Source organism: Nonomuraea sp. NPDC052634 (assembly GCF_040678535.1).
GTDB classification, from domain to species: Bacteria; Actinomycetota; Actinomycetes; order Streptosporangiales; family Streptosporangiaceae; genus Nonomuraea; species Nonomuraea fastidiosa.
The window spans coordinates 1568332-1592670 of sequence record NZ_JBFATY010000001.1 but is presented as its reverse complement, the minus strand read 5'-3'; the positions used below and the strand labels follow the sequence as shown (position 1 = coordinate 1592670).

Here is a 24339-nt window from a genome sequence, read left to right as displayed (position 1 = left end):
TTTGGCCATGCGGTCAGAAAATGGGACGAGCGGCCAGAAGTCGCGCTCGTTCATCGAGGAGGCCAGGCGGGCGCAGATCGTGGCCGCGGCCATCGAGGTCATCGCCGAGGCGGGGTACGGCCAGGCGTCGCTCGCCCGGATCGCCAAGCACGCCGGCATCAGCAAGGGGGTGATCTCCTACCACTTCGCCGGCAAGGACGAACTGATGGAGGAAGTGGTCGAGCGGACCTACGGCGGCATCGCCGAGCACGTCATGGCCAGGATGGAAGGGCTCACCACGGCGACCGAGCTGCTCCGGGCGTACGTCCTCGCCGTGGCCGAGCACATGCGCGGCCACCGTGCGCAGCTCGCGGCGCTCGGGGAGATCTTCCACAACTTCAGGGACGCCGACGGCAAACCCCGCTACGGCGTGCACACCAGCGAGCAGATCTACCAGACGCTCGAGCACTTCTACCGGATGGGGCAGGAGAGCGGCGAGTTCCGCGACTTCGACGTCCGCGTCATGGCCGTCACCCAGTCGGCCGCCATCGACAACATGTTCGCCTACTGGGCCGCCCACCCCGAACACGACCTCGACGCCCACGCCAATGAGCTCGCCGACCTCTTCGAAAGGGCCTGCCGCGCATGACGACCGCCACCACCACCCCCGACACCACAAGGACGCTCAGGCTCTACGCCATCGACAACCTGCGCATCGTGCTGACCGTGCTGGTGGTCGCCCACCACGTCGCGGTCACCTACGGCACCATCCCCGTCTGGTACTACCTGGAGCCCGCCCGTGACTCCACCGGCGGCCTGCTGGACCTGCTGGTGGTCGTCAACCAGGCGTTCTTCATGGGGTTCTTCTTCCTCATCTCCGGCTATTTCACCCCGGGCTCGCACGCGCGCAAGGGCGGGCGCGGGTTCGTCCGCGACCGGCTGATCAGGCTCGGCATCCCGCTGCTCGTCTTCCTCCTGCTGCTGCGCCCGATCGTGACCGCCGGCGTGTACGCCGACCTCGACGGCCTGCCGTACTGGCAGTTCTACCTGCTCTCCTGGGACCCGGGCCCCATGTGGTTCGCCGAGGTGCTGATCGTCTTCGCGCTGCTCTACGCCGCCTGGCGGGCCCGCAGGCCGCTGCCCGAGCGGCGGGACCTTCCGCTGCGGGCGCGGCAGATCGTGCTGTTCGCGCTGGGGCTCGCGGCGGTGACCGCCGTGTGGCGGATCTGGGTGCCGGCCGGCTCGTACGTGCCCGTGCTCGGCCTGCCGTCGCCCCACTTCCTGCCGCAGTACGCCGCCATGTTCGCGGCCGGATGCGTGGCCTGGCGGCGCGGCTGGTACACCTCGCTGCCCGCGCGCGCCGGCCGGATCGGGCTGATCGCGGCCGCCGTGTCGACCGCGACCGTGCTGCCCGCCTCGCTCATGACGACCGGGATGGTCTCGACCGCGCTGACCGCGCTGTGGGAGACGGCCTTCGCGATCAGCATGATCATCGGGCTGACCGTGCTGTTCAGGGAGCGCTTCAACACGCAGGGGCCGCGCGGGCGCTTCCTCGCCCAGCACGCCTTCACCGTCTACATCGTCCACCCGCTGGTGCTCGTCGGGCTCGGCTACGCGCTCCGCCCGCTGGAGGCGATCGCGATCGTCAAGTTCGCGATCATGCTGGTGCTCGCGCTCCCGCTGTGCTGGGGGCTGGCCTACCTGGTGCGCTCGCTGCCGGGCGCCAAGCGGGTGCTGTGAGCCGCGCCCGGCAGCCGTGAGCGGACCGTCCCAAGGTCCTCAAACCCTCAAGCGTCGTAGAAGCCGTCGAGGACGCTGCCGTAACGCTCCTCGACGGCCTTCCGCTTGATCTTGAGGCTGGCGGTCAGCTCGCCCGTCTCCACCGTGAAGTCGCTGCCCAGGATGGCGAACTTCTTGACCGTGGCGTAGCTCGCCTCGCCCGCGTTCACCTGCTGGATCGCCTTCTCCACCTCGGCCCGCATGCGCGGGTGCTCGCGCAGCTCCTCGGGGTCGAGCGGCAGCGACTGGGCCTGCGCCCACGGCCTGACCACCTCCATGTCGAGGGTGACCAGGCAGGTGACGTAGTTGCGGCGGTCGCCGTGCACGAACACGTGCGACACGTACGGGCAGGCCGCCTTGATCTTGCCTTCCAGGTAGGTCGGGGCGACGTGCTTGCCGCCCGAGGTCTTGATCAGCTCCTTCTTGCGGTCGGTGATGCGCAGCCGGCCCACGTCGTCCAGCTCGCCGATGTCGCCCGTGTGCAGCCAGCCGTCCTCCAGCGCCTCGGCGGTGTCCTCGGGCAGGTTGTGATAGCCGCGCATGATGCCGCGCCCCTTGATGAGGATCTCGCCGTCGTCGTCGGCGATGCGCACCTCGGTGCCGGGGAACGGCAGGCCGACCGTGCCGAACTTGACCGACTCCGGCCGGTTGAGGAACGTGCCCGCCGACGACTCCGTCAGGCCGTAGCCCTCGAGGATGGTCAGCCCGGCGGCGTCGAAGAACTCGGCGATGTCCTGTGACAGCGGGGCCGCGCCCGAGATGAAGTAGCGGATCCTGCCGCCGAACCGCTCGCGCAGCTTGGCGAAGACCAGCCGGTCGGCGAGCGCGTACTCGATGCGGGTGGTGATCGGCACCGGCACGCCGCGCTGGCGGGCCCGTACGACCCTGATGCCGGTCTTGCGCGCCCACTCGAAGATGCGCAGCTTGAGCCCGCCCTCGTTGCGCATGTTCGCCACGACCGTGTTGTGGATCTTCTCGAAGATGCGCGGTGCGGCGGCCATGAACGTGGGCCGCAGCACGCCGAGGTTCTCGGCGATCTTGTCCAGGCGGCCGTCGATGGCGGTCGGCACGCCCTGGCCGATCATCACCACCTCCAGCAGCTTGCCGAACGAGTGCGACAGCGGCAGCCAGAGGAAGTGCAGGTCGGACGGGGAGATCAGGTTGATCTCGCGGACCGCATCGGCGGTGTAGAGCCAGTTGTCGTGGGTCAGCTCCACGCCCTTGGGGCGGCCGGTGGTGCCCGAGGTGTAGATGAGCGTGGCCAGGTCGTCCTGGGCGATGGCGTCCACCATGGCGTCGTAGTCGCCCTCGTCCGCGGGGACCGAGTCGAGCGGGATCACCCAGCCGTCGTCGCTGGGCGTGCCGTCGATGACGATCACATGGCTGACGCCGGGCAGCTCCTTGCGCACCGACTCGAGCTTGGCGACCTGGTCGTCGTTCTCGGCGATGACGATCGTGCTGCCCGAGTCGCTGATGATGAACGCGGACTCCGCCGCGGTGTTGGACGGGTAGATCGTGGTCGTCGCCGCGCCGGTGGCCAGCACGGCCAGGTCGCACAGGATCCACTCGAGACGGGTCGAGCAGAGTATCGACACGCGGGCGCCGGGGCCGGAGCCGAGCTTCGCCAGGCCCAAGGCCAGCCCGCGTACCCGGTCGCCCACCTCGCGCCATGACAGCGAGACCCACCCGTCGTCCGAGGGCACACGGTACGCCTCGGCGTCGGGGGTGGCCGCGATCCGGTCGCGGAGCAGGGAGGGAATGCTGGACATGCCTGACCTCCTGGGGGGTGGTTGGCCCCGACTTTAAGGTGAGTGCGGCCTTTCCGTCGATGGCTGATCAATGACGCCGCCGCCGGTGCTCTCCCCACGGCGGAGCGTCTTGCCTGGCCCGGAGGCTTCGCGTAAGCTCCCCACGTCCTGTCGCCGATCTGTGAGGGCAGCAGATTTGAGGATCTGAGGTCGCGGGCACCGCGCCGTGCCGCCCTGCCGTGAGCACCCGTACTCGGGCACCCCGTTGTGGGCGCCCTGCCGCGGGCCGCGCCTGGGCGTGCGCGCGTCACCTGGACCTCCGGCGGATCCTCGTCGTTCGTTTCGCAGGCCGCGGGCTCTTCCTGCGAGCCTCCACGCTGACGCGTGCGCATGCGGTGATTCCCGCAAAGTCGCGATATTTCCGACTTTTGTGATGGGAGCCGCTTTTATGGCCTTTTCGATTGTTGTAGATCACGTGTCCTTTTCCTGGCCGGACGGCACGTCTGTGCTCGACAAGCTCGACGCCGCCTTCCCCGCCGGGCGTACCGGGCTGATCGGGGTCAACGGGTCGGGTAAGTCCACGCTGCTGCGGATCATCGCCGGAGAGCTGGCGCCGCGCTCGGGGTCCGTCACCGTCTCCGGGGTGCTCGGCTACCTGCCGCAGACCGTGCCGCTGCGCGCCGGCCGTACCGTGTCCGACCTGCTGGAGATCACCCGCAAGCGGGAGGCGCTGCACGCCATCGAACGCGGCGATGTGGCCGAGGAGCACTTCGCCGTCATCGGCGACGACTGGGACGTCGAGGAGCGCGCCCGCGCCGAGCTGGACCGCCTCGGGCTCGGCCACGTCGGGCTCGACCGCACCGTGGGCACGCTGTCCGGCGGCGAGGCCGTCATGGTCGCGCTCGCCGCGCAGCTGCTCAAGCGCCCGGACGTGCTGCTGCTCGACGAGCCGACCAACAACCTCGACCTGGACGCCAGGCAGCGGCTCTACGCCGCCGTCACCGCCTGGCAGGGCGTGCTGCTCGTCGTCAGCCACGACCGGGCGCTGCTCGAGCTGGTCGACCAGATCGCCGAGCTGCGCGACGGCGCCGTCCGCCTGTACGGGGGGAACCTCAGCGCGTACGAGGAGCAGGCCGCCGCCGAACAGGAGGCCGCCGAGCGCGGCGTGCGCACGGCCGAGGGCGAGGTCCGCCGCCGGCAGCGCGAGCTGATCGAGGCGCGGACCAGGATCGAGCGGAGCGCCAGAGCCGGGAGGAAGGCGTTCGAGAACAAGAAGGTGAGCAAGATGGCCGCGGGCGCGCTCAAGCGCAAGGCCCAGGTGACGGCGGGCAAACAGCGCGCCCTGCACGAGGAGCGGCTGGCGGAGGCGCGCGAGCGGCTGCGCGAGGCCGAACAGGCGGTGCGCGACGACGCGGAGATCCGCATCGAGCTGCCCGGCACCGAGGTGCCCACGGGCCGCGTCGTCCTGGACCTCCCGCTCGACCCGCCGCCCGCCAGGCTCCTAGACCCGCCCGCCCCGCCCTCTGGTCCGCTCGCAGATCCGGTCGGGCCGCCGGTTCAGCCGGACGGCGCGGACGGACAGCGGGACGGCGTGAGCGGGCGCCAGGACGGCGCGGACGGGCAGGTGGACGGGGTCGATGGGCCGGCGGACGAGGCCGACGGGCCGAGGGGCGAGGTCGACGGGCCGAGGGGCGAGGCCGACGGGCCGAGGGACCGGGTCGGTGGGCCGGGGGACGGGGCCGATGGGGTGCGGAGGATCGTGCTGGAGAGGCTGGTCGTGCGCGGGCCCGAGCGGATCGCGCTGCTCGGGCCCAACGGCTCCGGCAAGACCACGCTGCTCAAGCGCATCGTCGCCCACGGCGCGAACGTGCCCGTCCGCTACCTGCCGCAGCGGCTCGACCTGCTGGACGACCGGCTGAGCGTGGTGGACAACGTCCGCGCCGTGGCACCGTCGGCCTCGATCAACGAGGTACGGGCCCGCCTGGCCCGCTTCCTGTTCCGCGGGGAGCGCGCCGAGCGGCAGGCGGGCACGTTGTCGGGCGGCGAGCGCTTCCGCGCGACGCTGGCCGCGTTGCTGTCGGCCGAGCCGCCGCCCCAGCTCCTGCTGCTCGACGAGCCGACCAACAACCTCGACCTGGCCAGCGTCAGGCAGCTCGCCGAGGCGCTGTCGGCGTACCGGGGCGCGCTGATCGTGGCCAGCCACGACATGCCGTTCCTGGAGACGCTCGGCATCACCCGCTGGCTGCGGCAGGACCGTGAGGAGGGACTGTCGGCATCGTAATTGACGGTTAGGGATCAATCCGGAGATAGTGTGGCAGGTGGCTACACCCCGGTTGATTTCCTGCGTTCTCGCCCTCGCTACCGTCACCGCCCTCGGCGCGTGTTCCTCGGCCGGGGAGTCACCGACCGGGGGAGACTCGAAGGTGTCCGGCGTCGCGGGCGGCGACGGCACCGCCTCCGATGGCGGCGAGTCGAAGGCGGCGCTGACGCCCGAGGCGTACAAGGAAGAGCTGCAGAGCCGGCGCAAGGCGATGACCGACGCGATCACCGGGCTGGCCAAGGCGCGCGGGCTCAAGGCGCTCGGCCAGCGGGTGGACAAGGCCGAGGAGACGCTGAGCGGCGCCGCCGAGGCGCTTGCCGCCATCACGCCGCCCGAGGACGTGCGGGCCCAGCACGAGGCGTACGTCGCCGGCCTGCGCGACGTCGCCACCGGGCTCGGCTCCACGGCCGGCAAGGTCGGCGCCCGTGACCTGTGCACCTCCTCGGCCGTGCTCGCCGACCTCCGTGACAAGCTGGCCGCGCTCGACAAGGCGGGCCGCGCCCTGCAGACCGCCGGCGACTACCCGGCCGACGTCGTCAACGTCAAGGCCGGGGAGCGCCGCACGCGGCGGCTGCGCAACGGCGCGTTCGTCCGCAAGGGCGGCACCCTCGACGGCCGCAGCACGCTGGAGATCGACAACGGCGGAGACCTCGACGCCGTGGTGACCGCGCTCAGGGGCGGCAGCAAGGTGTTCAGCGTGTACGTGCGCAAGAAGGCGACGTTCAAGGTCAAGGGCGTGCGCGACGGCAACTACAAGATCTACTTCACGCACGGCACCGACTGGGACGGCAAGACCGGCGCCTTCACCCGGGACTGCAGCTTCGAACGGTTCGAGAAGACCGTGAAGTTCAAGACGACGTACACGGCGACGCAGATCCTCTGGCACGACTGGCGGCTCACGCTGCACGCCATCAGCGGCGGCAACGCCCGCACCACGCAGGTGGACCCCGACGACTTCCCGGGCTGATCCGGACCTCGTGAGACGGGGAAGGCCGCGCTTCCCGGCAGGAGCGCGGCCTCGAAGACGATCAGATCAGGTGGAGAACAGCATGCCCACCCAGCTGCGCTGGCGGTGGTGACCGTAGTGGCCGTGGTGGGGAGCACCCCAGGCCGGGCCGGGGGCGGGCGGAGGCGGGGGCGCCGCGTGGTACTGAGCCTCCAACCTGGTCAGCGTCTCGAGCTCGCCGTAGTCGAGAAAGATACCCCGGCAGTTGTCACACTGCTCGATGTGGACGCCGTTGCGCTCATAAGTCCGCATGTTTCCGCGGCACTTGGGGCACTGCATCTAAGTCGTTCTCCTTGGCTTCCGAGGTCTCGAAGTGAAACCTACCGCGCGCAACCCCGTCACGCCCTGACGATTCTGTTGCACGCCTCGACTAACGAATGCTCGACCTCGTCCAGTTCCCGGCCTTCGCGGTCGGCGTTCACCACGGCCGCGGCGGCGAGCTGGATGGTGAGCGCCCTGGCCGGAACGTCCAGCCACCGCCACGGGTCGTCGCCTGGGCCGAGCGCGGGCCCTCCCGAGGCGAGGTAGGCGCCCAGGAACCGCTCCCACACGGCCGGTTCGAGCAGGCCGGCGGCGTACCAGGCGGCCGGTCTCGCGAGGTCCCACGCGGGGTCGCCCACACCGAGGTCGTCGACGTCGATGAGCAGCCAGCGCTCGCGGTGGACGAGCTGGCCGAGGTGCCAGTCGCCGTGCGTCAGCAGCCCCGGCGCGGGCGGCGGGTCGGGCAGCTCCTTGAACGCCCGCCGGATGAGCTGCTCCACCGGCCCGTCGCCCGGCATGCGATCGACCGCGCGCGCCGCCCTGGCCGGGCCGCCCGCGGGCGGCAGCTCAGGAAGCAGCGTCAGCGGCACGGCGTGCAGCCTGGCCAGCAGCCGCGCGCCCTCCTCCCAAGGCGCCGCGCCCGGGTCGTCGTCCTGCGAGATCGGCCGCCCGGCCGGCCACACCGTCACCGCGCGGCCCGCCGCCGACAGCACCTCGGGCTCCAGCGGGGCCAGCATCACGCCGCTCAGCGCGGCGCTCGCCGCCGCGCGCAGCCTCGGTCGCAGCGCCTCCGGGTCGTCGCGCGCCGAGTGGGCCTTCACCACGACCTCGCCCAGCCGTAAGACCCTCACGTCGGTGCGCGTCGGATGCCACACGGGCGTGCCCGTCCCGCCGTACGCGGCGGCGATGCCCGCCAGCTCCTCCTCCAAGCCCACGCCTCCAGACTATGCGCCGCCGCCGCGGACGATCATCGGGTCAGCCGCAGTGCAGGTTGCCGCACTTGACGGACGTCCAGGCGGGCGACCCCCCAAGACGTCGATGCACTGGCCGCGCGCGGAGACGTACACCGGCCCGCCTGGTAGAGGTGCTCGCCGGGGCCGGTGCCGCAGGGCCCGGTCGCGCTCGCGGGGGCGGCGCCGGGCTCCGGACAGGCGGCTGTCCAGGGGAGATCAGGTCGGTCAGACTAGGCGTATGAGAGTTGGTTTCGCCGTACCCGTGTCGGGGCCGTGGGCCACGCCGGAGCATGTGCGCCGGGTCGCCGTCAGGGCAGAGGAGCTCGGCTACGCGGAGCTGTGGACGTTCCAGCGGCTGCTCTATCCGGTGGGCAGCAGCATGGGGCCCACCTACCGCGCCGTCCACGATCCGCTGATCACGCTGGCGCACGTGTCGGGCGTGACGAGCCGCATCGGGCTCGGCGTCGCCGTGATCAACGCGTACGTGCCGCCGGTCCTGCTGGCCAAACAGCTCGCCACCCTGCAGACGCTGTCGGGCGGGCGGGTCACGGCGGGCATCGGCCTGGGCTGGCTGCCGGAGGAGTTCGAGGCCAGCGGCGTGGACATGGCGCGGCGCGGGCGCAGGGGCGAGGAGTTCGTCGAGCTGCTGCGCCGGGCGTGGACCGACGACGTGGTCGCCCACAGCGGCGAGTTCTACCGGGTGCCGCCCGCCCACATCGACCCCAAGCCGGAGCCGGGGCCGCCGCGCGTCCTGCTCGGCGGGACGGCCGACGTCGCGCTGCGCAGGGCCGCCCGGCTGGCCGACGGCTGGGTCAGCTCCAGCAGGGAGGACCTGACGGCCATCGGCGGCAGGATCCGGATGATCAAGGAGGAGCTGGCGGCGGCAGGGCGCGACCCGGAGGCGTTCAGGTTCGTGGTGCGCGGCGTGACGCGGGTGCGGGAGGCCGGCGAGGAGCGGCCGCTGTCGGGCACGTACGACAAGATCCGCCGCGACGTGGCCGAGCTGGCCGAGGCCGGCGTCACCGACGTCTTCCACGACCTCAACTTCGACCAGGACATCGCCTCGGCCGACGCCAAGGAGGCGATGCGCAGGGCCGAGGAGGCGCTGGAGGCGCTCGCGCCCTAGCCGCCGTACGGCACGGTGATGATCTCCAGGTTGTGGCCGTTGGGGTCGGACCAGTAGAGCCCGCGCCCGCCGTCGTTGCGGTTGATCCGCCCCGGCTGCCGGTGGTACGGATCGGCCCAGTACGTCAGGCCGCGCTCCCTGATCCGGCCCCAGATCTCATCGAACTCCTCCTCGCTCACCAGGAACGCGTAGTGCAGTGCCGGCACCTCGCCGGCCTGCGCGACGTCGAGCGAGACCCCGTTGCTCAGCGTCACGACGCGGAAGGGACCGTAGACCGGCGCCGGCTCCAGGCCGAGCACGTCCACGAGGAAGTCCGCCGTGGCGTCCCGGTCCCTGGCCGGCACGATCGTGTGGTTCAGCTGGACGCTCATATTCGCAGGCTATGTCAAGGCGACCGGCAGGGACGCGACGCCGCGGATGAAGTTCGACGGCAGCCACGTCACCGGGCCCGTCACCTCGATCGACGACACGGTGGCGCGCAGCTCCGACAGCAGCGCCCGCAGCTCGGCGCGGGCGAGCTGGGCGCCCAGGCAGAAGTGCGGGCCGTGGCCGAAGGTGAGGTGCCGGTTCGGCTTCCTGCCGATGTCGAAGGTGTCGGGGTCGTCGAAGACGGCCTCGTCGCGGTTGGCCGACACCGTCCACAGCGCCACCACGTCGCCCGCCGCGATCGCCCGGCCGCCCAGCTCCGTGTCGCGCACGGCCGTCCTGCCGACGTGCGCGGCCGGCGTGGTCCAGCGCAGGATCTCCTCGGCGGCGGGCTCGACCAGCTCGGGGTCGGCGCGCAGGCGGGCCCACTCCTTGTCGTGCTCGGCCAGCGCCAGCACGCCGCCCGCCAGCGCCAGCCGGGCCGTCTCGTCGCCGCCGATGATCAGGTTGTAGCAGTTGAGCAGCACCTCCTCCTCCGTCAGGTCGGCGGAGACGAGCAGGCTGATGACGTCGTCGCCGGGCGCGTCCCTGCGATCGGCGGCCAGGCGGGTGTAGTAGAGCAGGATCTCGCTCTGGGCGATCCTCGCCTCGGCGCCCGGCGTCCCGGTGCCGCTCTCGCCCAGCATCGCGCGGCCGGTCAGCTCCAGCACCCGCTGCCGGTCGCGTTCCGGCACGCCGAGCAGCTCGCAGATCGCGCGCAGCGGCACCTGCGCGGCCACCTCTTCGACGAAGTCGCCGCCGCCCCGCCGCACCAGCCCGCCCAGCAGGTCGCGGGTGGCCGCCTCGATCGAGCGGGTGATGGGGCCGAGCGTACGCGGGCCGAAGCCGGGGGTCAGCAGGCGGCGCAGGACCGCGTGCCGGGGCCCGTCGGTGACCACGATCATCCGGCCCGCGCCCGGGTCGTGGCCGCGTAGCAGCGTGCGCAGCATGTTGCCCTTGAGCGAGGTGAACGTCTCGGTGTCCCGGACCGCGGCCAGCACGTCGGCGTGCCTGGTGACGCTCCAGAACCCGGCGTGCCTGCGCACCGGGTCGTGGGCGCGCAGGTGCCGCCAGTAGGCGGTCAGGTCGTAGTCGGCGTGCAGGCGCGGATCGAGCAGGTCCAGGTCGTCGTAGGTGCCCGGATCCGGCTGCGGGCGGCCCCCGCTCATCGCTCGAACTCGTCGAGGAGGTCGCCGAGCAGGTCGTCCTCCTCGCCGTTGACGGCCCTGCCGATGATCTCGCTGAGCGGCAGCTCGGTCAGGAACAGCTCGATCGGAACCTCCAATCCGAACCTGTCGCGCAGCTCGCTCGCCAGGAAGACGGCGGTCAGCGAGTCGCCGCCCACGGCGAAGTACGTACGGGACAGGTCGCCGGGGCCGGACAGGGCGAGCGTGGTCATGAACAGCTCGGTCACCGCCGCCGTCACGTCCTCCTGAGGCGCTCGCGTGTCCTGCTCCGGCTGCGGGCGGGGGCGCAGGGTGAGCGCGCCGTGCCGGTCCCCGGCGAACGGGTACGTGGGCAGGTGCACCCGCCGGCCCGCCGGCCAGGCGACCTCCTCGCCCGCCAGCCACGCATCGCCCAGGGGATCGCCCCGGTCCCACCGCCGCGCCTCCAGGGCGGCGGCGGCCTGCTCGTGGCCGGTCGCGATCACGTACGCCCGCGCGTCCAGGGCGGCGCGGCCGTGCGCCAGCGTGTACGCGACGTCGGCCAGCGCGGGCGCGTCCGGCTCGCGCAACGCCGCCGCCAGCCGCCGCGCGGCCGTGGCCAGCTGCTCCTCGGTCCGCGCCGACAGCGGCAGCACGACACGGGGCGCCGTCTCCGTACGCGTCCCTGCGGCGGCCGGGGCCTCCTCCAGGACCACGTGGACGTTGGTGCCGCCGATGCCCAGCGACGACACCCCGGCGAGCCGGGGCCCGGAGGCCGGGGCCGGCCACTCCTCGGTGGCGGTGAGCAGGCGGAACGGGGTGGCGTCCAGGGAGAGGTCGGGGTGGGCGCGGGTGACGTTCACGGTGGGCACCATCGTGCGGTGCCGCAGCATCAGCGCCACCTTGATGAGCCCGGCGATGCCGGCGGCCGCGTTCAGGTGGCCGACGTTCGACTTGACCGAGCCGATCGCGCAGCGGCCCGGCCTGCCGGACCCGTCCTCGAAGGCGGCGGCCGCGGCGGCGATCTCGATGCGGTCGCCGAGGTCGGTGCCGGTTCCGTGCGCTTCGAGGAACTGGGCGTCCGACGGGTCGAGCCCGGCCGTCGCCCACGCCTCCACGATGGCCGCGACCTGCCCGTCCACGCCCGGCGCGGTGAAGCCGACCCGGCCGGGGCCGTCGTTGGTCGCCGCCGTGCCCCGGATGACCGCGTAGATCGGGTCGCCGTCGGCCAGCGCGTCCTCCAGCCGCCGCAGCACCACCAGGCCGACGCCGTCGCCGCCGACCGTGCCCGCGGCCTTCTCGTCGAACGGCCGGCAGCGGCCGTCGGGCGAGGAGATGCCGCCGGGCTCGTACACATAGCCGCGCGGGTACGGCGACTCGATGGACACGCCGCCCGCGAGCGCCAGGTCGCACTCGCCGCCGAGCAGCGCCTGCACGGCGACGTGCACGGTCGCGAGCGACGTCGAGCAGCCCGTCTGCACGGTCAGGCTCGGCCCGGTCAGCCCCAGCCGGTACGACAGCCACCCGGCGAGGAACTCCCGGTCGGTGAACACCCGCACGTGCATCGGCCCCAGCCGGGACCGCAGAGTCCCGTCCACCTGGGCCGCGACGGAGTGCTCCGACGGCCCGCCGCCCACGTACACGCCGGTCCTGGCGGGCGGGCGGCGCGGGTCGTACCCGGCGTCCTCCAGCGCCGACCAGGCCGTCTCCAGGAGCTGGCGGTGCTGCGGGTCGAGCGCCGCCGCCTCCGTGGCGTTGAACCCGAACAGCGGATGCTCGAACCTGTCGGCGTCGGCCAGGAACCCCTTGGCCGCCACGTAGCCGGGGCCGCGCAGCTCGGCCGGGTCCACCCCGGCGGCGAGCAGCTCGTCCTCGCTGAAGTCGGTGATCGAGCAGACGCCCTCGCGCAGGTTGCGCCAGAACTCGGCCACGTCCCCGGCACCAGGGAAGCGCCCGCTCATGCCCACGATGGCCACCGCCGGTACGTCGCTCAATGCCTTTCACCTCTCTGTGCGTTCCTGCGGGCGGCGAGCAGCTCGCGCCGCCGCTGCCCGCGCCGCCTGGCCTCGCCGTTTCCTGCGGTTCGCCGATCGGGGGCGCCGCCGTCGAGCCGGGCGGCCAGCGCGGCGACCGTGGGGTGGCGGAACAGGTCGACCAGCGTGAGCCCGCCGTCCCTGCCGCGCTCGCGCAGCGCGGCGAGCACGGCGAGCAGCCTGATCGAGTTGCCGCCCAGGTCGAAGAAGTTGTCGTGCAGGCCGACCCTGGTCAGGCCGAGCGCCTGCGCCCACACCTCGGCCAGCATCCGCTGCGTGTCCGTCTGCGGGGACACGTACGGTCTGTGCAGGTCGGGGCGGGTGAGCGGCGGGTCGGGCAGCCGGGACCTGTCGATCTTGCCGGACGTGCCCAGCGGCAGCTCGTCCAGGAAGACGACCGTGTCGGGCACCATGTAGCCGGGCAGCCGCTCGGCCAGCCACTCCCGTACGTCCGGCACCGTCGGCGGTCCCTCCCCGTCAGCGGGGACCGCATAGACGGCCAGCCGGTCGCCGCGTACCGTCGCCGCCGCGACCGACACGCGCGGGTGCGCGGCCAGCACGGTCTCGATCTCGCCCAGCTCGACGCGGAAGCCGCGCAGCTTGACCTGGGTGTCCACCCGGCCCAGGTAGGACAGCACGCCGTCCGCGTCGTAGCGGCCGAGGTCGCCGGTCCGGTACATGCGCGCGCCCGGCGGCCCGAACGGGTCCGCGACGAACCGCTCGGCCGTCAGCCCTGGCCGGTTGGCGTAGCCGCGCGCCACACCGTCGCCCGCGATGTAGATCTCGCCGGTCACGCCGACGGGCACCGGGCGCAGCCGCTCGTCCAGCACGTACGCCCGCGCGTTCGCGACCGGCCTGCCGATCACCACGGGCCGCCCGGGTTCGAGGTCGGCGGTGGTCGCGTACACGGTGGTCTCGCTCGGCCCGTACGCGTCCACCACCCGCCGCCACGGCGTGGCCCAGCGCTCCACCAGCTCGGGCGGGACCGCCTCGCCGCCGATGGCGAGCGTGCGCAGGTCGGGCAGCGCGTCCTGCGGGCACGGCAGCGACATGGCGGCCGACGGCGGCAGGAAGGCGTACGTGATGCGGGAGTCGCGCAGCCGGGCGTACAGCTCGTCGCCGAGCCGCTCGTCCTCGCCCGCCACATGCAGCTCGGCCCCTGCCACGAAGGTGAAGAACAGGTCGGAGACGGCCACGTCGAAGCCGAACGACACGTACTGCAGCACCCGGTCGCCGGCGGTCACGGGGAACTGGGGGCGGACGGCGGTGGCCAGGTTCAGCAGCGCGCGGTGCTCGACGGCGACGCCCTTCGGCCTGCCGGTGGAGCCGGAGGTGTAGAGGATGTACGCGAGGTCGTCGAGGGTGGGATGCGTGTCGCGTACCGGGCCGACGGGCGGGATCGGGCCGTCGTCGCCGTAGATCGTCACCGGCGCGCCCAGGTCGGCGGGAGCCGCCGTGATCAGCAGCCGGACCCCGGCGTCGGCGACCATGAACCGCAGCCGGGCCGGCGGATGCGCCGGATCGAGCGGCACGTACGCGCCACCGGCGCGCAGCACCGCGAGCGCCGCAACGGCCATCTCCGCGCCCCTGGGCAGGCAGAGGCCCACCGGCACACCGGGGCCGACGCCGGCCGCGCGCAGCCGGGCCGCCAGCCGGTCGGCGGCCGCCAGCAGCTCCCGGTAGGTCAGCCGGGCCGAGCCGTGCACCAGCGCCGTCGCGCCGGGCCGCGCCGCCGCCTGCTCGGCCACCAGGTCCGGCACCAGGCGCCGGGGGACGGGCACGGCGGTGCGGTTCCAGTCGCGCAGCACGCGGCGGCGTTCGCCGTCGGCGAGCAGCTCGTGCGCGGTGACCGGCAGCTCGGGGCGGCTCAGCAGCCCGCCGAGCAGCGTCTCGAACGCCCGCGCCCAGTGCCGGATGGTCGCCGCGTCGAACAGGTCCGCACGGTAGACGAGGTGGGCGGCCAGCCCTTCGTCCTCGCGCTGGACGTTCAGCAGCAGGTCGAACTTGGCGTCGTCGAGCAGCAGCTCCAGCCGCTCGACCTGCGCGCCCGGCAGGTCGAGCGTCATGCCGGGGTCGTCGTCGTAGGCGAGCATGACCTGGACGAGGGGGTCGTGGCTCAGCTCGCGGCCCGGCGACACCGCCTCCACCACCGCCTCGAAGGGCGCCTCCTGGTGCGGCCGCGACTCGCGCAGGCGGTCGCGTACGCGCTCGATCAGGTCGAGGTACGACGGCTCGCCCGTCACGTCGGCCCGCATCGCGAGCGTGTTGGCCAGCAGGCCCACCAGGTCCTGCACGTCGGGGTGGTCGCGACCCGAGACCGGCACGCCGACCACGAAGTCGCGCTGGCCGGTGACGCGGGTGAGGAACGCGGCGAAGGCGGCGAACACGGCCGCGAACGGCGTCGCGTTCCGCCCCGCCGCCACCTCCGCCAGCCGATCGCGTACGCCCTTGGGCAGGTCCAGGCGTACGACGCCGCCCGCCGCCGACTGCACCGCCGGCCGGGGACGGTCGGTGGGCAGGGCCAGCGTCTGCGGGACGTCCTTGAGCGCGCCCGCCCAGTACGCGACCGCCTCGTCCAGGGCGTGCCCGGCCAGCCGGTCGCGCTGCCAGGCGGCGTAGTCCGGGTACTGCACCGGCTGCTCGCCGTTCCTGAAGGTGATCGTCTCGCCTTTCAGGCGGGCGGAGTAGGCGGCGGCCAGGTCGCGCAGCAGCAGGCGGAGCGACCAGCCGTCGCAGACCACGTGATGCGCCACCAGCAGGACGAGATGGGTGCCGTCGCCGAGCGCGTAGACGGTGCAGCGCAGCAGCGGGCCCCGCGTGACGTCGAACGGCTCGGCCGCGTCCGCCGCCATCCGCGCCCGCGCCTCGCCCGCCGGCACGTCACGCTCGATGCGCAGGCAGGCCCGCGCCCGCTCCGCCACGACCTGCACGTACTCGCCGCCGTGCGGGCGGAACACCGTGCGCAGCGCCTCATGCCTGTCCACCACCGCGTCCAGGGCCGCGCCGAAGGCCGCCACGTCGAAGCGCCCCCGCACCGCGAACGCGACCGGCACGTTGTACTGGGCGGTGCCCGGGTTGAGCTGGTCAAGCACCAGCATCCTGGCCTGTGCGGGGGACACGGGGAACTCGTACTCGACCGGCGTCATCAGAACTCCCTCAGGATCGGTTCGAGGACTTCGGCGATCTCGGCGGCCGGGCCCGGCCTGAGCAGGTCGCTGTGCCCGCAGTCCAGGTCGTGCACCCGCACCTTCGCCGGCGCCCACCGGGCGGCCTTGGCGGGCGAGGGCAGGCCGCCGGGCTGGGCGGTGGCCGAGAAGAGCAGCACCGTCCCGTCGTACGGCGCGGGCCGGTACGTCACCGCCAGCCGCAGATGCCCCGCCACGGCGTCCGCCACGGCCGACAGGCGCTCGTCGTCCAGCCCGGACAGCGGCCCCTCGCTCTCCCTGACCGACGCGAACACGCGGGCCCGCTCCAGGCGGCCGGGCTCGGCGTAGGGGCGCAGCGTGCGGGTGCGCAGCAGGATCGTCAGCGCCTCCTGCTCGGCGTCGCCGGGGTCCGCCTGCGTGCCCGGCGGCCAGGGGACCGCGTCCAGCGAGGCCACCAGCCCGGCCTCCTGCCCGTCCGCGCGCAGGCGGGCGGCCATCTCGTACGCGAGCAGCCCGCCGAAGGAGTGCCCGAGCAGCAGGTACGGACCCTCGGGCCGGACCCGCCTGATCCGCGCCAGGTAGTCGCCGGCCAGCTCGCGCATCGTGCCGGGCGGCCGGTACGAGGGGTCCTGGAGCACCGGCGACTGCAACGCGTACACCGGGCGGCCGGACGCGAGGTGGGGGAGCAGCGCCGTGTAGGACCAGCCGATGCCCCGTCCCGGATGCACGCAGAACAGCGGCGGCAGGTCGCCCTCGGCCCTGAGCGTCAGCAGCGGCGACAGGTCCAGCTCGGGCGCGGCCCTGTCGAGGCGGGCGGCCAGCCCGGCCGGGGTGGGCGACTCGAACAGCGCGGCGATCGAGGTGCGCAGGCCCAGCGCGTGCTCGATCGCGGCCATCAGGCGCATGGCGAGCAGCGAGTCGCCGCCCGCGGCGAAGAAGTCGGTGCCGGCGTGCGCCTCGGGGATGTTCAGCACCTCGGCGAACAGGCCGCACAGCTCCTTCTCGCGCGGTGTGGCCGGAGGGGTCCCCGAGGGCTCGGCCGCGTGCGCGGCGGGACGCGCGGCGGCCCGGCCGCCGGTGGCCCGGCTCCCGGGCGGGCCGTCGCCCGGCAAGCCGGAGCCGGGGATCCCGGAGTTCGGGAGGGCGGCGTAGGGGAGGGCGGCGCGGTCGATCTTGCCGTGCGGGGTGAGCGGCAGGTGCCCGAGCACCTCGTACCGGGAGGGCAGGAGGTGGCGGGGCAGGTGGGCGCCGGCGTGCCCGCGCACCCGGTCGAGCCGCCCGTTCCCGGTCAGCAGCAGGTACGCGACCAGCCGCCGCCCGGACGGCGACTCCGGCGCGGTGACGACGGCGCGCTCCACGTCGGGGCAGCCCTCCAGCACCGCCTCCACCTCGCCGGGCTCGACCCGGTGGCCGCGGATCTTGACCTGCCCGTCCGCCCGGCCCGCGAACTCCAGCTCGCCGGCCGGCGTCCACCGCGCCAGGTCGCCGGTCCGGTACATCCGCCCGCCCGGCGGGCCGAACGGGTCGGCGACGAACCGTTCCGCCGTCATCCCCGGACGGCCGAGATAGCCGCGGGCCAGGCCGGTCCCCGCGATGTACAGCTCGCCGATCACGCCCACGGGGGCGGGCCGCAGCCGGGCGTCGAGGACGTACACGCGGGTGTTGTCCAGCGGCCGCCCGATCGGGATCGGCCCCGCCGCCGGCTCCTGGGACACGCGGTGGCTGGTGGCGAACGTCGTGGTCTCGGTGGGGCCGTACCCGTTGACGACCCGGACGCCGCGCCGCGCCAGCCGCCGCGCCGCGTCGGCGGGCAGCACGTCACCGCCCGCCCACACCTCGCCCGCCCTGGCCAGCGCGCCGGGCGCGAGGTCGGCGAGGGTGCGGAACAGCTCGGCCGTCAGCCACACCGCGTCAAGGCGGCTCCGCTCGATCGTGCTCGCGTGCAGCGGGCCCGGCGGCGCGATGACGACGGTGCCGCCGTTGAGCAGGGGGATCCACAGCTCGTACGTGGCCGCGTCGAAGGTGTGCGGGCTGTGCAGCAGCACCCGCCGGTGCCCGGCGAAGCGGCGGTCGGCGGCCAGCTCAAGGATGTTCTGGTGGGTGACGACCACGCCCTTGGGCTCGCCGGTCGAGCCCGAGGTGTACATGACGTACGCGGCGGCATGCGGACGCACCGGCACGGGCACGAACTCGCTGCTGCCGGTGTCGCAGCCGGCGGAGGTCAGCACGATCTCGGCGCCGCTGTCCGCGAGCAGCCGCTCCAGCCGGGCGGCCGGCTGCGCCGGGTCGAGCGGCACGTAACAACCGCCGGCCTTCAGCACCGCGAGCTGGGCGATCACCAGGTCGATCGAGCGCTCCATGAGCAGCGCCACCGGCGTCTCCGGCGCCCCGCCGGGTCGCGTGCGCGGCCGCATGCGGGCGGCGAGCCAGGCGGCCAGGCGGGAGGAGCGCTCGTCCAGCTCGGCGTAGGTCAGCGTACGCTCGCCGAACTCGACCGCGACCGCGTCCGGGGCGCGCTTGGCCTGCGCCGCGAACCGCTCGGGCACCGACCCGCCCGCGGGCTCGCGCGCCGTGTCGTTCCAGGCGGTCAGCAGCCGGTGCCTTTCCGCCTCCGGCAGCACGTCGGCACCGTCCACGCCGGCGCGTTCGAGCGCGGTGACCAGCCGGGCGGCCACGGCCTCTGCCTCCGCGCGGGACACCACGCCCGCCCGGTAGCCGAGCCGCAGCCACAGCCGCTCGCCCGCCACCACCGTCACCGTCAGCGGGTAGTGGGTGGCGTCGTGGACACCGGTCAGCCGCAGGCCGGGGGTGTCGAGGCCGGAGCGCGGATAGTTCTCGAAGGCCAGCAGGGTGTCGAACAGCTCGCCGATGCCGCGCTGCACGTCCGCCAGCCGTACGTGGTGGAACGGGGTGAGCGCGGCCTGCTCGTCCTGGAGGCGGCGCAGCAGGCCGGGCGCGGCGGTTCCGACGCGTACCGGGACGGTGTTGACGAACAGCCCCACCATCGACTCCACGCCCGGCACCTCCGGCGGGCGGCCCGACACCACCGCGCCGAACACCACGTCGTCGCTCCCGGTCATCCGCGCGAGCACCAGCGCCCAGGCGGCCTGCACCAGCGTGTTCACCGTCACTCCCGCCTCGCGGGCCCGCCGCCGCACGTCCGCGCTCAGCTCGGGGGACAGCTCCAGCTCCAGCGCCTCCTGCCGGACGGCGTCCGCTCCCACGCCGGGCCTGAGCAGCGTCGGCCCCGGCAGACCGGCCAGTGCCTCGCGCCAGGCCCGCAGCGCCCGCTCACCGTCCTGCTCGCGCAGCCAGGCCAGATAGTCCCGGTACGCGGGTGCGGGCTCCGGCAGGGTGCCGCCCGCGTACAGGGTGGCCAGCTCGCGGGCCAGGATCGGCATCGACCAGCCGTCCACCAGGAGGTGGTGCAGGGTCAGCACCAGCTCGCGCCGGCCCACCAGCATGGCGCGCACCAGCGGCGGCCTCGTCACCTCGAACGGGCGCAGCCGGTCCGCCTCCAGCATGCGGTCCAGCTCGGCCTCCGACGGCGGGTCCACCTCCGTCCACGGCAAGCGGACCCGGTGCGGGATGAGCTGGACCGGGCGGTCCAGGCCCTTGTGGCGGAAGCAGGCCCGCAGGTTCGGGTGGCGGCCGAGCAGCGACTCCAGCGCCGCCCGCAGGCGGGCCGGGTCGGCGGGCTCGTCCAGCGCGAACCTGGCCTGCACCACGTACGGGTCGTGGCCGCCGTACAGGGCGTGGAAGAGCAGGCCCTCCTGGGCGGGGGAGAGCGGCAGCACGTCCGCCAGACGGGCGCTCACCACTCGCCGTCCAGGTCGGCCGTGAGCTCGTCGAGCTGGGTCTGGGTCAGCTCGACCAGCGGGAAGTCACCGGCCGCCGGGCCCGCCGCCTCCGCCCGCCCCGCCAGCTCGGTCAGCGCCGACTCGAAGTGGCCCGCGAGGTCCGCGACCTGCTCCTCGGTGAGAGCCTCCGCCGCGTACGACCAGCTCGCCACCAGCTCGCCGGCGCGGGTCAGGGCGTCCAGCTCCACCGCGTACGCCATGGGCGCGTCCTGCATGCCGAGCAGCTCGCCGTCGAACCTGCCCAGGTAGTTGAAGCGCAGGTCGGGGGCGGGGAGCGCGGCCAGTTCCGCTGCGGTGGCGGGGTTGAGGTAGCGGAGCAGGCCATACCCGAGTCCGTTACCCGGCACGGCGCGCAGGCGCTCCTTGGTCCGCTGGAGCGCGTCCGCCGGCGTGCCGGAGGCGTCCAGGGCGATCGGGTACTGGGCGGTGAACCAGCCCACGGTGTTCGAGATGTCCACGTCGTCGGTGAACGGCTCCCGGCCGTGGCCCTCCACCTCCACCAGCACGTCGGTGCCGCCGCGCCACCTGGTCACCGCGATGGCCAGCGCGGTCAGCAGCACCTCGTCCGGGCCGCAGCGGAAGGCGGCGGGCAGGTGCGTGACGGCCTGCTCGGTGAGGCCGGGCGGGAGGACGGAGGTGAACGTCGCCCGCTTCCCCCGGCCCCGCCCGGCCGGCAGGAGGGGAGCGGCGTTCGCGGCGATGTCCTTCCACAGCGGCAGCTCGGCCGCCACCCGTTCCGGGTTGCGGGCCTCCGCCGCGAGCAGCCGCGCCCAGCGGGCGAACGACGTGCCGGGGGCGGCGGGCCGCGCGTCCGGGTCGCGGAGCAGCGCGTCCAGTTCGGAGCCGATGACCCGCCAGGACACCGCGTCCACGGCCAGGTGATGCGCCGTGAGCAGCAGCCGATCCGGCGCCACCCATGCGGCCGTCAGCATCACCCCCCGCTCCGGATCCGGCCGCGTCGCCGCTTGCCGCCCGCTGACGGCCGGGTGGATGAACGGGATGTCCTGGGGCTCGTCCGGGATCTCCAGCTCCCAGGCGGAGTCCGGGCGGCGGAGGAGGCGCATGCGCAGGGCCGCGTGCCGGGCCGCCAGCGTGCGCAGCGCCGTCCTGATGCGGTCGGCGTCGCAGCCGTCCGGCACGGGCACGATCAGCGACTGCGTGAACGACTCCAGCGGCCCGCCGTGCTCGCGCCACCAGTGCATGATCGGCGTGATCGGGAACCTGCCGGCCGGGGAGTCCGCGACCGGCCCGCCCACCGTCCGCGCCAGGGCGGCCAGCGCCGCCGGGGTCCTCGCGGCGAACACCTCGCGCGGCGTCAGCGCGAGCCCCTGGGCGCGGGCCCGGCTCACGAGCTGGATCGCGGTCACGCTGTCGCCGCCCAGCCGGAAGAAGTCGTCGTCCGCGCCCACCTCGGGCACGTCGAGCAGCTCGGCGAACAGCCCGCACAGGACCGACTCCCGCTCGGTCGCCGGCTCACGCGACGCCTCCAAGGCCGGGCCCGGTGCGGGCAGCGCGGTCCGGTCCAGCTTGCCCTGCGGCGTCACGGGCAGCGCGTCCAGCACGACGAACTCGCTCGGCACCATGTGCGCGGGCAGCACCGCCATCGCGTGCGCCAGCACCTCCCCGGTGTCCAGCCCCGCCCGGCCCGGGCCGGCCCCGGCCCCCGGCACCGGCCCGGCCCCCGGCACCGGCCTAGCGCCCGGCACCGGCTCGTTCGGGGCCTGGCCGGTCGCCGCCGGTCGCTGCGCCGGGGGCGTGCCGGCCGTGCTCGCGTCCCTTCCGGTGGAGACGAGGTAGGCGATGAGGCGGGAGCCGTGGAGGGCGACCGCCGCCTGGGCGACGCCGGGGTGGCGGCAGAGCGCGGCTTCGATCTCGGCGGGTTCGATGCGCAGCCCGCGGACCTTGAGCTGGTCGTCGCTGCGGCCGAGGAAGTGGAGCTGGCCGTCCGGGCGGCGCTGGACGAGGTCGCCGGTGCGGTACATGCGCGTGCCGGGCGCGCCGTACGGGTCGGCGACGAAGCGCTCGGCGGTCAGGCCGGGACGTCCGAGGTAGCCGCGCGCGACCCCGGCACCGGCGACGTACAGCTCGCCGGGCACCCCGACGGGCACCGGACGCAGGCGGGCGTCCAGCACGTACGTGCGGGTCCCGGCGAGCGGCCGCCCGATGGGAGGCAGCGTGCCGTCCGGGGGGAGAGGGTCGCTGACGGTGGCGGCGACGGTGGTCTCGGTCGGCCCGTACGCGTTCCAGAAGCGCACACCCGCCGCCGTCCACGCCGCCACCAGCTCGGGCGGGCACACGTCCGCCCCGGAGGCCAGCCCGCGCAGGCCGGGGCAGTCACCAGGCGGCACGGTGGCGAGCACCGAGGGCGGCACCAGCGCGAACGTCACCCGCCCGTCCCGCAGCACCCGCGCCAGCTCGCCGCCCACGAGGGGACCGCCGGGCGGGACGACGAGCGTGCCGCCGGAGCCGAACGCCATGCACAGCTCGGCCACCGAGATGTCGAACGTGGCCGGGCCGAGCTGCGGGATCCGGTCGCCGGGTCCCAGCTCGAAGCGGGTGACCAGGGAGTGGGCGAGCGCGGCCAGGCCGGCGTGGGTGACGACGACCCCCTTGGGCCGCCCGGTGGAGCCGGAGGTGTAAATGACGTACGCCGCACTATCCAGCGAAATAGCTGGAAATTTCGTGACCTGCGCGGTGTCGCGCGGCGAGACCCGCTCCGCGTCCAGCTCGGGCAGCACCCCCGGCTCCGCGATCAGCAGCGAGGCCCCCGCGTCCGCCATCATGGACGACAGCCGCTCCGCCGGATGGCCGGGATCGAGCGGCAGGTACGCGCCGCCCGCCCGCTGCACCGCCAGCATCGCCACCACGCGGTCGACCGAGCGTTCCAGCGCGAGCGCCACCACCCGCTCGGGCCCCACGCCGCGCGCGAGCAGCGCCCCGGCCAGCCCGTCGACCCGCGACAGCAGCTCCCGGTACGTCAGCCGCTCGCCGCCGGACTCGACCGCCACCGCCTCGGGCGCGCGCAGGGCCTGCCGCGCCACCAGCTCCGGCAGGTTCGCCCCGGGCGGCGGCGCCTCGCCCGCGCACGCGGGCGGCTCGCGCAGCAGCGCGGCCCGCGACACGGGCTCGTCCGGCGCGGACACCAGCGACTCCAGCAGCACCGTGAAGGAACCGGCCCAGGCCCGCACGACCTCGGGGTCGTAGACGTCGGTACGGACCTCCAGGCTCGCCTCGAACCCGTCGTCACCGTCGCGCACGATCCCGACCAGGTCGTGCTCGCCGCCGGTGTGCACCCGCTCGGGGTCGGTGATCTCGCGCAGCCTGGCCACGCTCTCCTGCTTCGTCAGGTGCATGAACACCCACGAGTACAGCGGCGAGCGCCCGGCCACCCGCTCCGGGTCCACGGCCTGCACGATGCGGCCCACGGGCACGTCGCCGTTCGCCATGATCTGCGGGAACTCGGCGGTGAACCGGGCCAGCAGCTCCGCGAACGTCGTGTCCCGCCCGATCCGCCAGCGGACGGGCAGCGAGTTCATGACATACCCGATGACCCGCTCCAGGCCCCTGGCCGACCTGTTGGCGACGGGGGTTCCGGTGATCAGGTCGGACTCGCCGGTCAGCCGGTGCGCGAACACCGCGAAGGCCGTCATCAGCACCCCGTAGACGGTGGCGCCGCGCTCCCTGGCCAGGCGGCGTACGGCGGCCTCGATGCGCGCGTCGATGCCGAACGCGATCTGCTCGACGCCGAAGGGCCGGCCCGGCGCGGCGGAGCCGACCGCGAGGGGTTTCGGCGGGCCCGCGAGGTAGTCGCGCCACCAGGCGAGCTGGGCGTCGAACACCCCGGCCGCCTCCAGCTCTCGCTGCCAGCCCGCGAAGTCGGCGTACTGGACGGACGGGCGGCCCAGCCGGGGCGCGCCGCCCTCGCGCACGGCGCGGTAGGCGTCGCACAGCTCGTTGTGCAGCACGTCGAACGACCACCAGTCGGTCGCGATGTGGTGCAGCGCGAGCACCAGCGTCGCCCGCGTGTCGTCGACGGTGATGAAGCCGCCCCTGATCAGCGGGCCGCCGTTCAGGTCGAACGTGCGGCGGCTGAAGGCGTGCAGCGCCTCGCGCAGCGTGACGCCCGTGCCGCGCAGGTCGATGCGCTCAAGACGGAACGGCTCCGGCGGCGCGAACGTCACCCGCAGGTCGTCCACGTCCCCGGTGATCCGCATGCGCAGCGTGTCGTGGTGGCGCAGCACGATCGTCAGCGCCGCCTCCAGCTCAGCCGGGTCCACGGGGCTGTCGAAGTGGTACGAGCAGCACAGGTTGAGCGCGGCCGTGTCCGGATACAGCGACTCGAACACCCACAGGTCCTCCTGCGCCGGGCTGAGCCGCACCGGCTGCGCGGGGTCGCGCGGCGGCACCACCTCGGGGATCGCCTCCAGCTTGCCCGCCGCCACCAGCCGCCGCAGCAGCTCGACGCGGCGCTCCCCGCTGAGCGCGGCGAACCGCTCACTTGCGCTCTTGCCCGCCGTCCGCTTGACGGCGGGTCCTGCCCCCGTCCGGGTCCCGATCCCGGGCACGGTCCCAGGTACG

At 74.0% G+C, this 24339-nt stretch carries 14 protein-coding genes; 5 read left to right on the top strand and 9 right to left on the bottom strand.

Annotated features, from left to right (window positions below):
* Window positions 1-7: 7 nt before the first annotated feature.
* On the top strand, window positions 8-628 hold the full coding sequence (locus AB0K67_RS07195) for a TetR/AcrR family transcriptional regulator (RefSeq protein ID WP_364054274.1): 621 nt from the start codon (window positions 8-10) through the stop codon (window positions 626-628).
* Window positions 625-1719, top strand: coding sequence for an acyltransferase family protein (locus AB0K67_RS07190; RefSeq protein WP_364054271.1), 1095 nt, complete (start codon window positions 625-627; stop codon window positions 1717-1719). Before AB0K67_RS07195 ends, AB0K67_RS07190 begins: the two co-directional genes overlap by 4 nt.
* A gap of 47 nt (window positions 1720-1766) precedes the next feature.
* Here the strand turns inward: AB0K67_RS07190 and AB0K67_RS07185 are convergent, their stop codons facing one another.
* Entirely contained in the window at window positions 1767-3527 is a 1761-nt protein-coding gene (locus tag AB0K67_RS07185; protein ID WP_364054268.1) for a long-chain fatty acid--CoA ligase, read from the bottom strand.
* Window positions 3528-3954: 427 nt separating this feature from the next.
* Between AB0K67_RS07185 and AB0K67_RS07180 the strand changes: the two genes are divergently transcribed.
* Together AB0K67_RS07180 and AB0K67_RS07175 are read left to right on the top strand one after the other, a co-directional pair.
* On the top strand, window positions 3955-5787 hold the full coding sequence (locus AB0K67_RS07180; protein ID WP_364054265.1) for an ATP-binding cassette domain-containing protein: 1833 nt from the start codon (window positions 3955-3957) through the stop codon (window positions 5785-5787).
* Between the two features lie 142 nt (window positions 5788-5929).
* Window positions 5930-6793, top strand: a complete 864-nt coding sequence (locus AB0K67_RS07175) for a hypothetical protein (protein ID WP_364054262.1) — start codon at window positions 5930-5932, stop codon at window positions 6791-6793.
* Between the two features lie 66 nt (window positions 6794-6859).
* Here the strand turns inward: AB0K67_RS07175 and AB0K67_RS07170 are convergent, their stop codons facing one another.
* Both AB0K67_RS07170 and AB0K67_RS07165 read right to left on the bottom strand, forming a co-directional pair.
* Complete coding sequence (locus tag AB0K67_RS07170; RefSeq protein ID WP_364054259.1) at window positions 6860-7111, bottom strand: zf-TFIIB domain-containing protein; 252 nt, start codon at window positions 7109-7111, stop codon at window positions 6860-6862.
* 59 nt (window positions 7112-7170) lie between these two features.
* Entirely contained in the window at window positions 7171-8028 is an 858-nt protein-coding gene (locus AB0K67_RS07165) for an aminoglycoside phosphotransferase family protein (RefSeq protein WP_364054256.1), read from the bottom strand.
* Between the two features lie 256 nt (window positions 8029-8284).
* On the opposite strand from AB0K67_RS07165, the gene AB0K67_RS07160 reads away from it, so the two are divergent.
* Window positions 8285-9172 (top strand): TIGR03619 family F420-dependent LLM class oxidoreductase, encoded by an 888-nt coding sequence (locus AB0K67_RS07160; protein WP_364054253.1) that lies wholly within the window; start codon window positions 8285-8287, stop codon window positions 9170-9172.
* On the opposite strand, the gene AB0K67_RS07155 is transcribed toward AB0K67_RS07160, so the two are convergent.
* The 6 genes from AB0K67_RS07155 to AB0K67_RS07130 are packed head-to-tail and all read right to left on the bottom strand — an operon-like array spanning window position 9169 to window position 24326.
* A complete protein-coding gene (locus tag AB0K67_RS07155) occupies window positions 9169-9543 on the bottom strand; it encodes a VOC family protein (RefSeq protein WP_364054250.1) in 375 nt (124 codons plus the stop codon). The two genes, AB0K67_RS07160 and AB0K67_RS07155, sit on opposite strands and share 4 nt — an antisense overlap.
* A gap of 9 nt (window positions 9544-9552) precedes the next feature.
* The gene (locus AB0K67_RS07150; protein WP_364054247.1) at window positions 9553-10746 is read right to left on the bottom strand and encodes a cytochrome P450; all 1194 of its coding nucleotides are present in this window, start codon (window positions 10744-10746) and stop codon (window positions 9553-9555) included.
* Window positions 10743-12716 carry a beta-ketoacyl synthase N-terminal-like domain-containing protein gene (locus tag AB0K67_RS07145; RefSeq protein WP_364054244.1) on the bottom strand — a complete coding sequence of 658 codons (1974 nt, stop codon included), beginning with the start codon at window positions 12714-12716 and terminating at the stop codon, window positions 10743-10745. The genes AB0K67_RS07150 and AB0K67_RS07145 overlap by 4 nt, the downstream gene beginning before the upstream one ends.
* On the bottom strand, window positions 12713-15901 hold the full coding sequence (locus AB0K67_RS07140) for an amino acid adenylation domain-containing protein (protein WP_364054241.1): 3189 nt from the start codon (window positions 15899-15901) through the stop codon (window positions 12713-12715). Before AB0K67_RS07140 ends, AB0K67_RS07145 begins: the two co-directional genes overlap by 4 nt.
* Window positions 15901-19719, bottom strand: coding sequence for an amino acid adenylation domain-containing protein (locus tag AB0K67_RS07135; RefSeq protein WP_364054238.1), 3819 nt, complete (start codon window positions 19717-19719; stop codon window positions 15901-15903). Before AB0K67_RS07135 ends, AB0K67_RS07140 begins: the two co-directional genes overlap by 1 nt.
* Window positions 19716-24326 (bottom strand): amino acid adenylation domain-containing protein, encoded by a 4611-nt coding sequence (locus tag AB0K67_RS07130; protein WP_364054235.1) that lies wholly within the window; start codon window positions 24324-24326, stop codon window positions 19716-19718. The genes AB0K67_RS07135 and AB0K67_RS07130 overlap by 4 nt, the downstream gene beginning before the upstream one ends.
* Between the last annotated feature and the right edge of the window lie 13 nt (window positions 24327-24339).

Bases quoted from the DNA above. Each gene is read 5' to 3' on its own strand.
- AB0K67_RS07195 (WP_364054274.1), top strand. From the start codon at position 8: ATGCGGTCAGAAAATGGGACGAGCGGCCAGAAGTCGCGCTCGTTCATC.
- AB0K67_RS07190 (WP_364054271.1), top strand. From the start codon at position 625: ATGACGACCGCCACCACCACCCCCGACACCACAAGGACGCTCAGGCTC.
- AB0K67_RS07185 (WP_364054268.1), bottom strand. From the start codon at position 3,527: ATGTCCAGCATTCCCTCCCTGCTCCGCGACCGGATCGCGGCCACCCCC.
- AB0K67_RS07180 (WP_364054265.1), top strand. From the start codon at position 3,955: ATGGCCTTTTCGATTGTTGTAGATCACGTGTCCTTTTCCTGGCCGGAC.
- AB0K67_RS07170 (WP_364054259.1), bottom strand. From the start codon at position 7,111: ATGCAGTGCCCCAAGTGCCGCGGAAACATGCGGACTTATGAGCGCAAC.
- AB0K67_RS07160 (WP_364054253.1), top strand. From the start codon at position 8,285: ATGAGAGTTGGTTTCGCCGTACCCGTGTCGGGGCCGTGGGCCACGCCG.
- AB0K67_RS07155 (WP_364054250.1), bottom strand. From the start codon at position 9,543: ATGAGCGTCCAGCTGAACCACACGATCGTGCCGGCCAGGGACCGGGAC.
- AB0K67_RS07150 (WP_364054247.1), bottom strand. From the start codon at position 10,746: ATGAGCGGGGGCCGCCCGCAGCCGGATCCGGGCACCTACGACGACCTG.
- AB0K67_RS07140 (WP_364054241.1), bottom strand. From the start codon at position 15,901: ATGACGCCGGTCGAGTACGAGTTCCCCGTGTCCCCCGCACAGGCCAGG.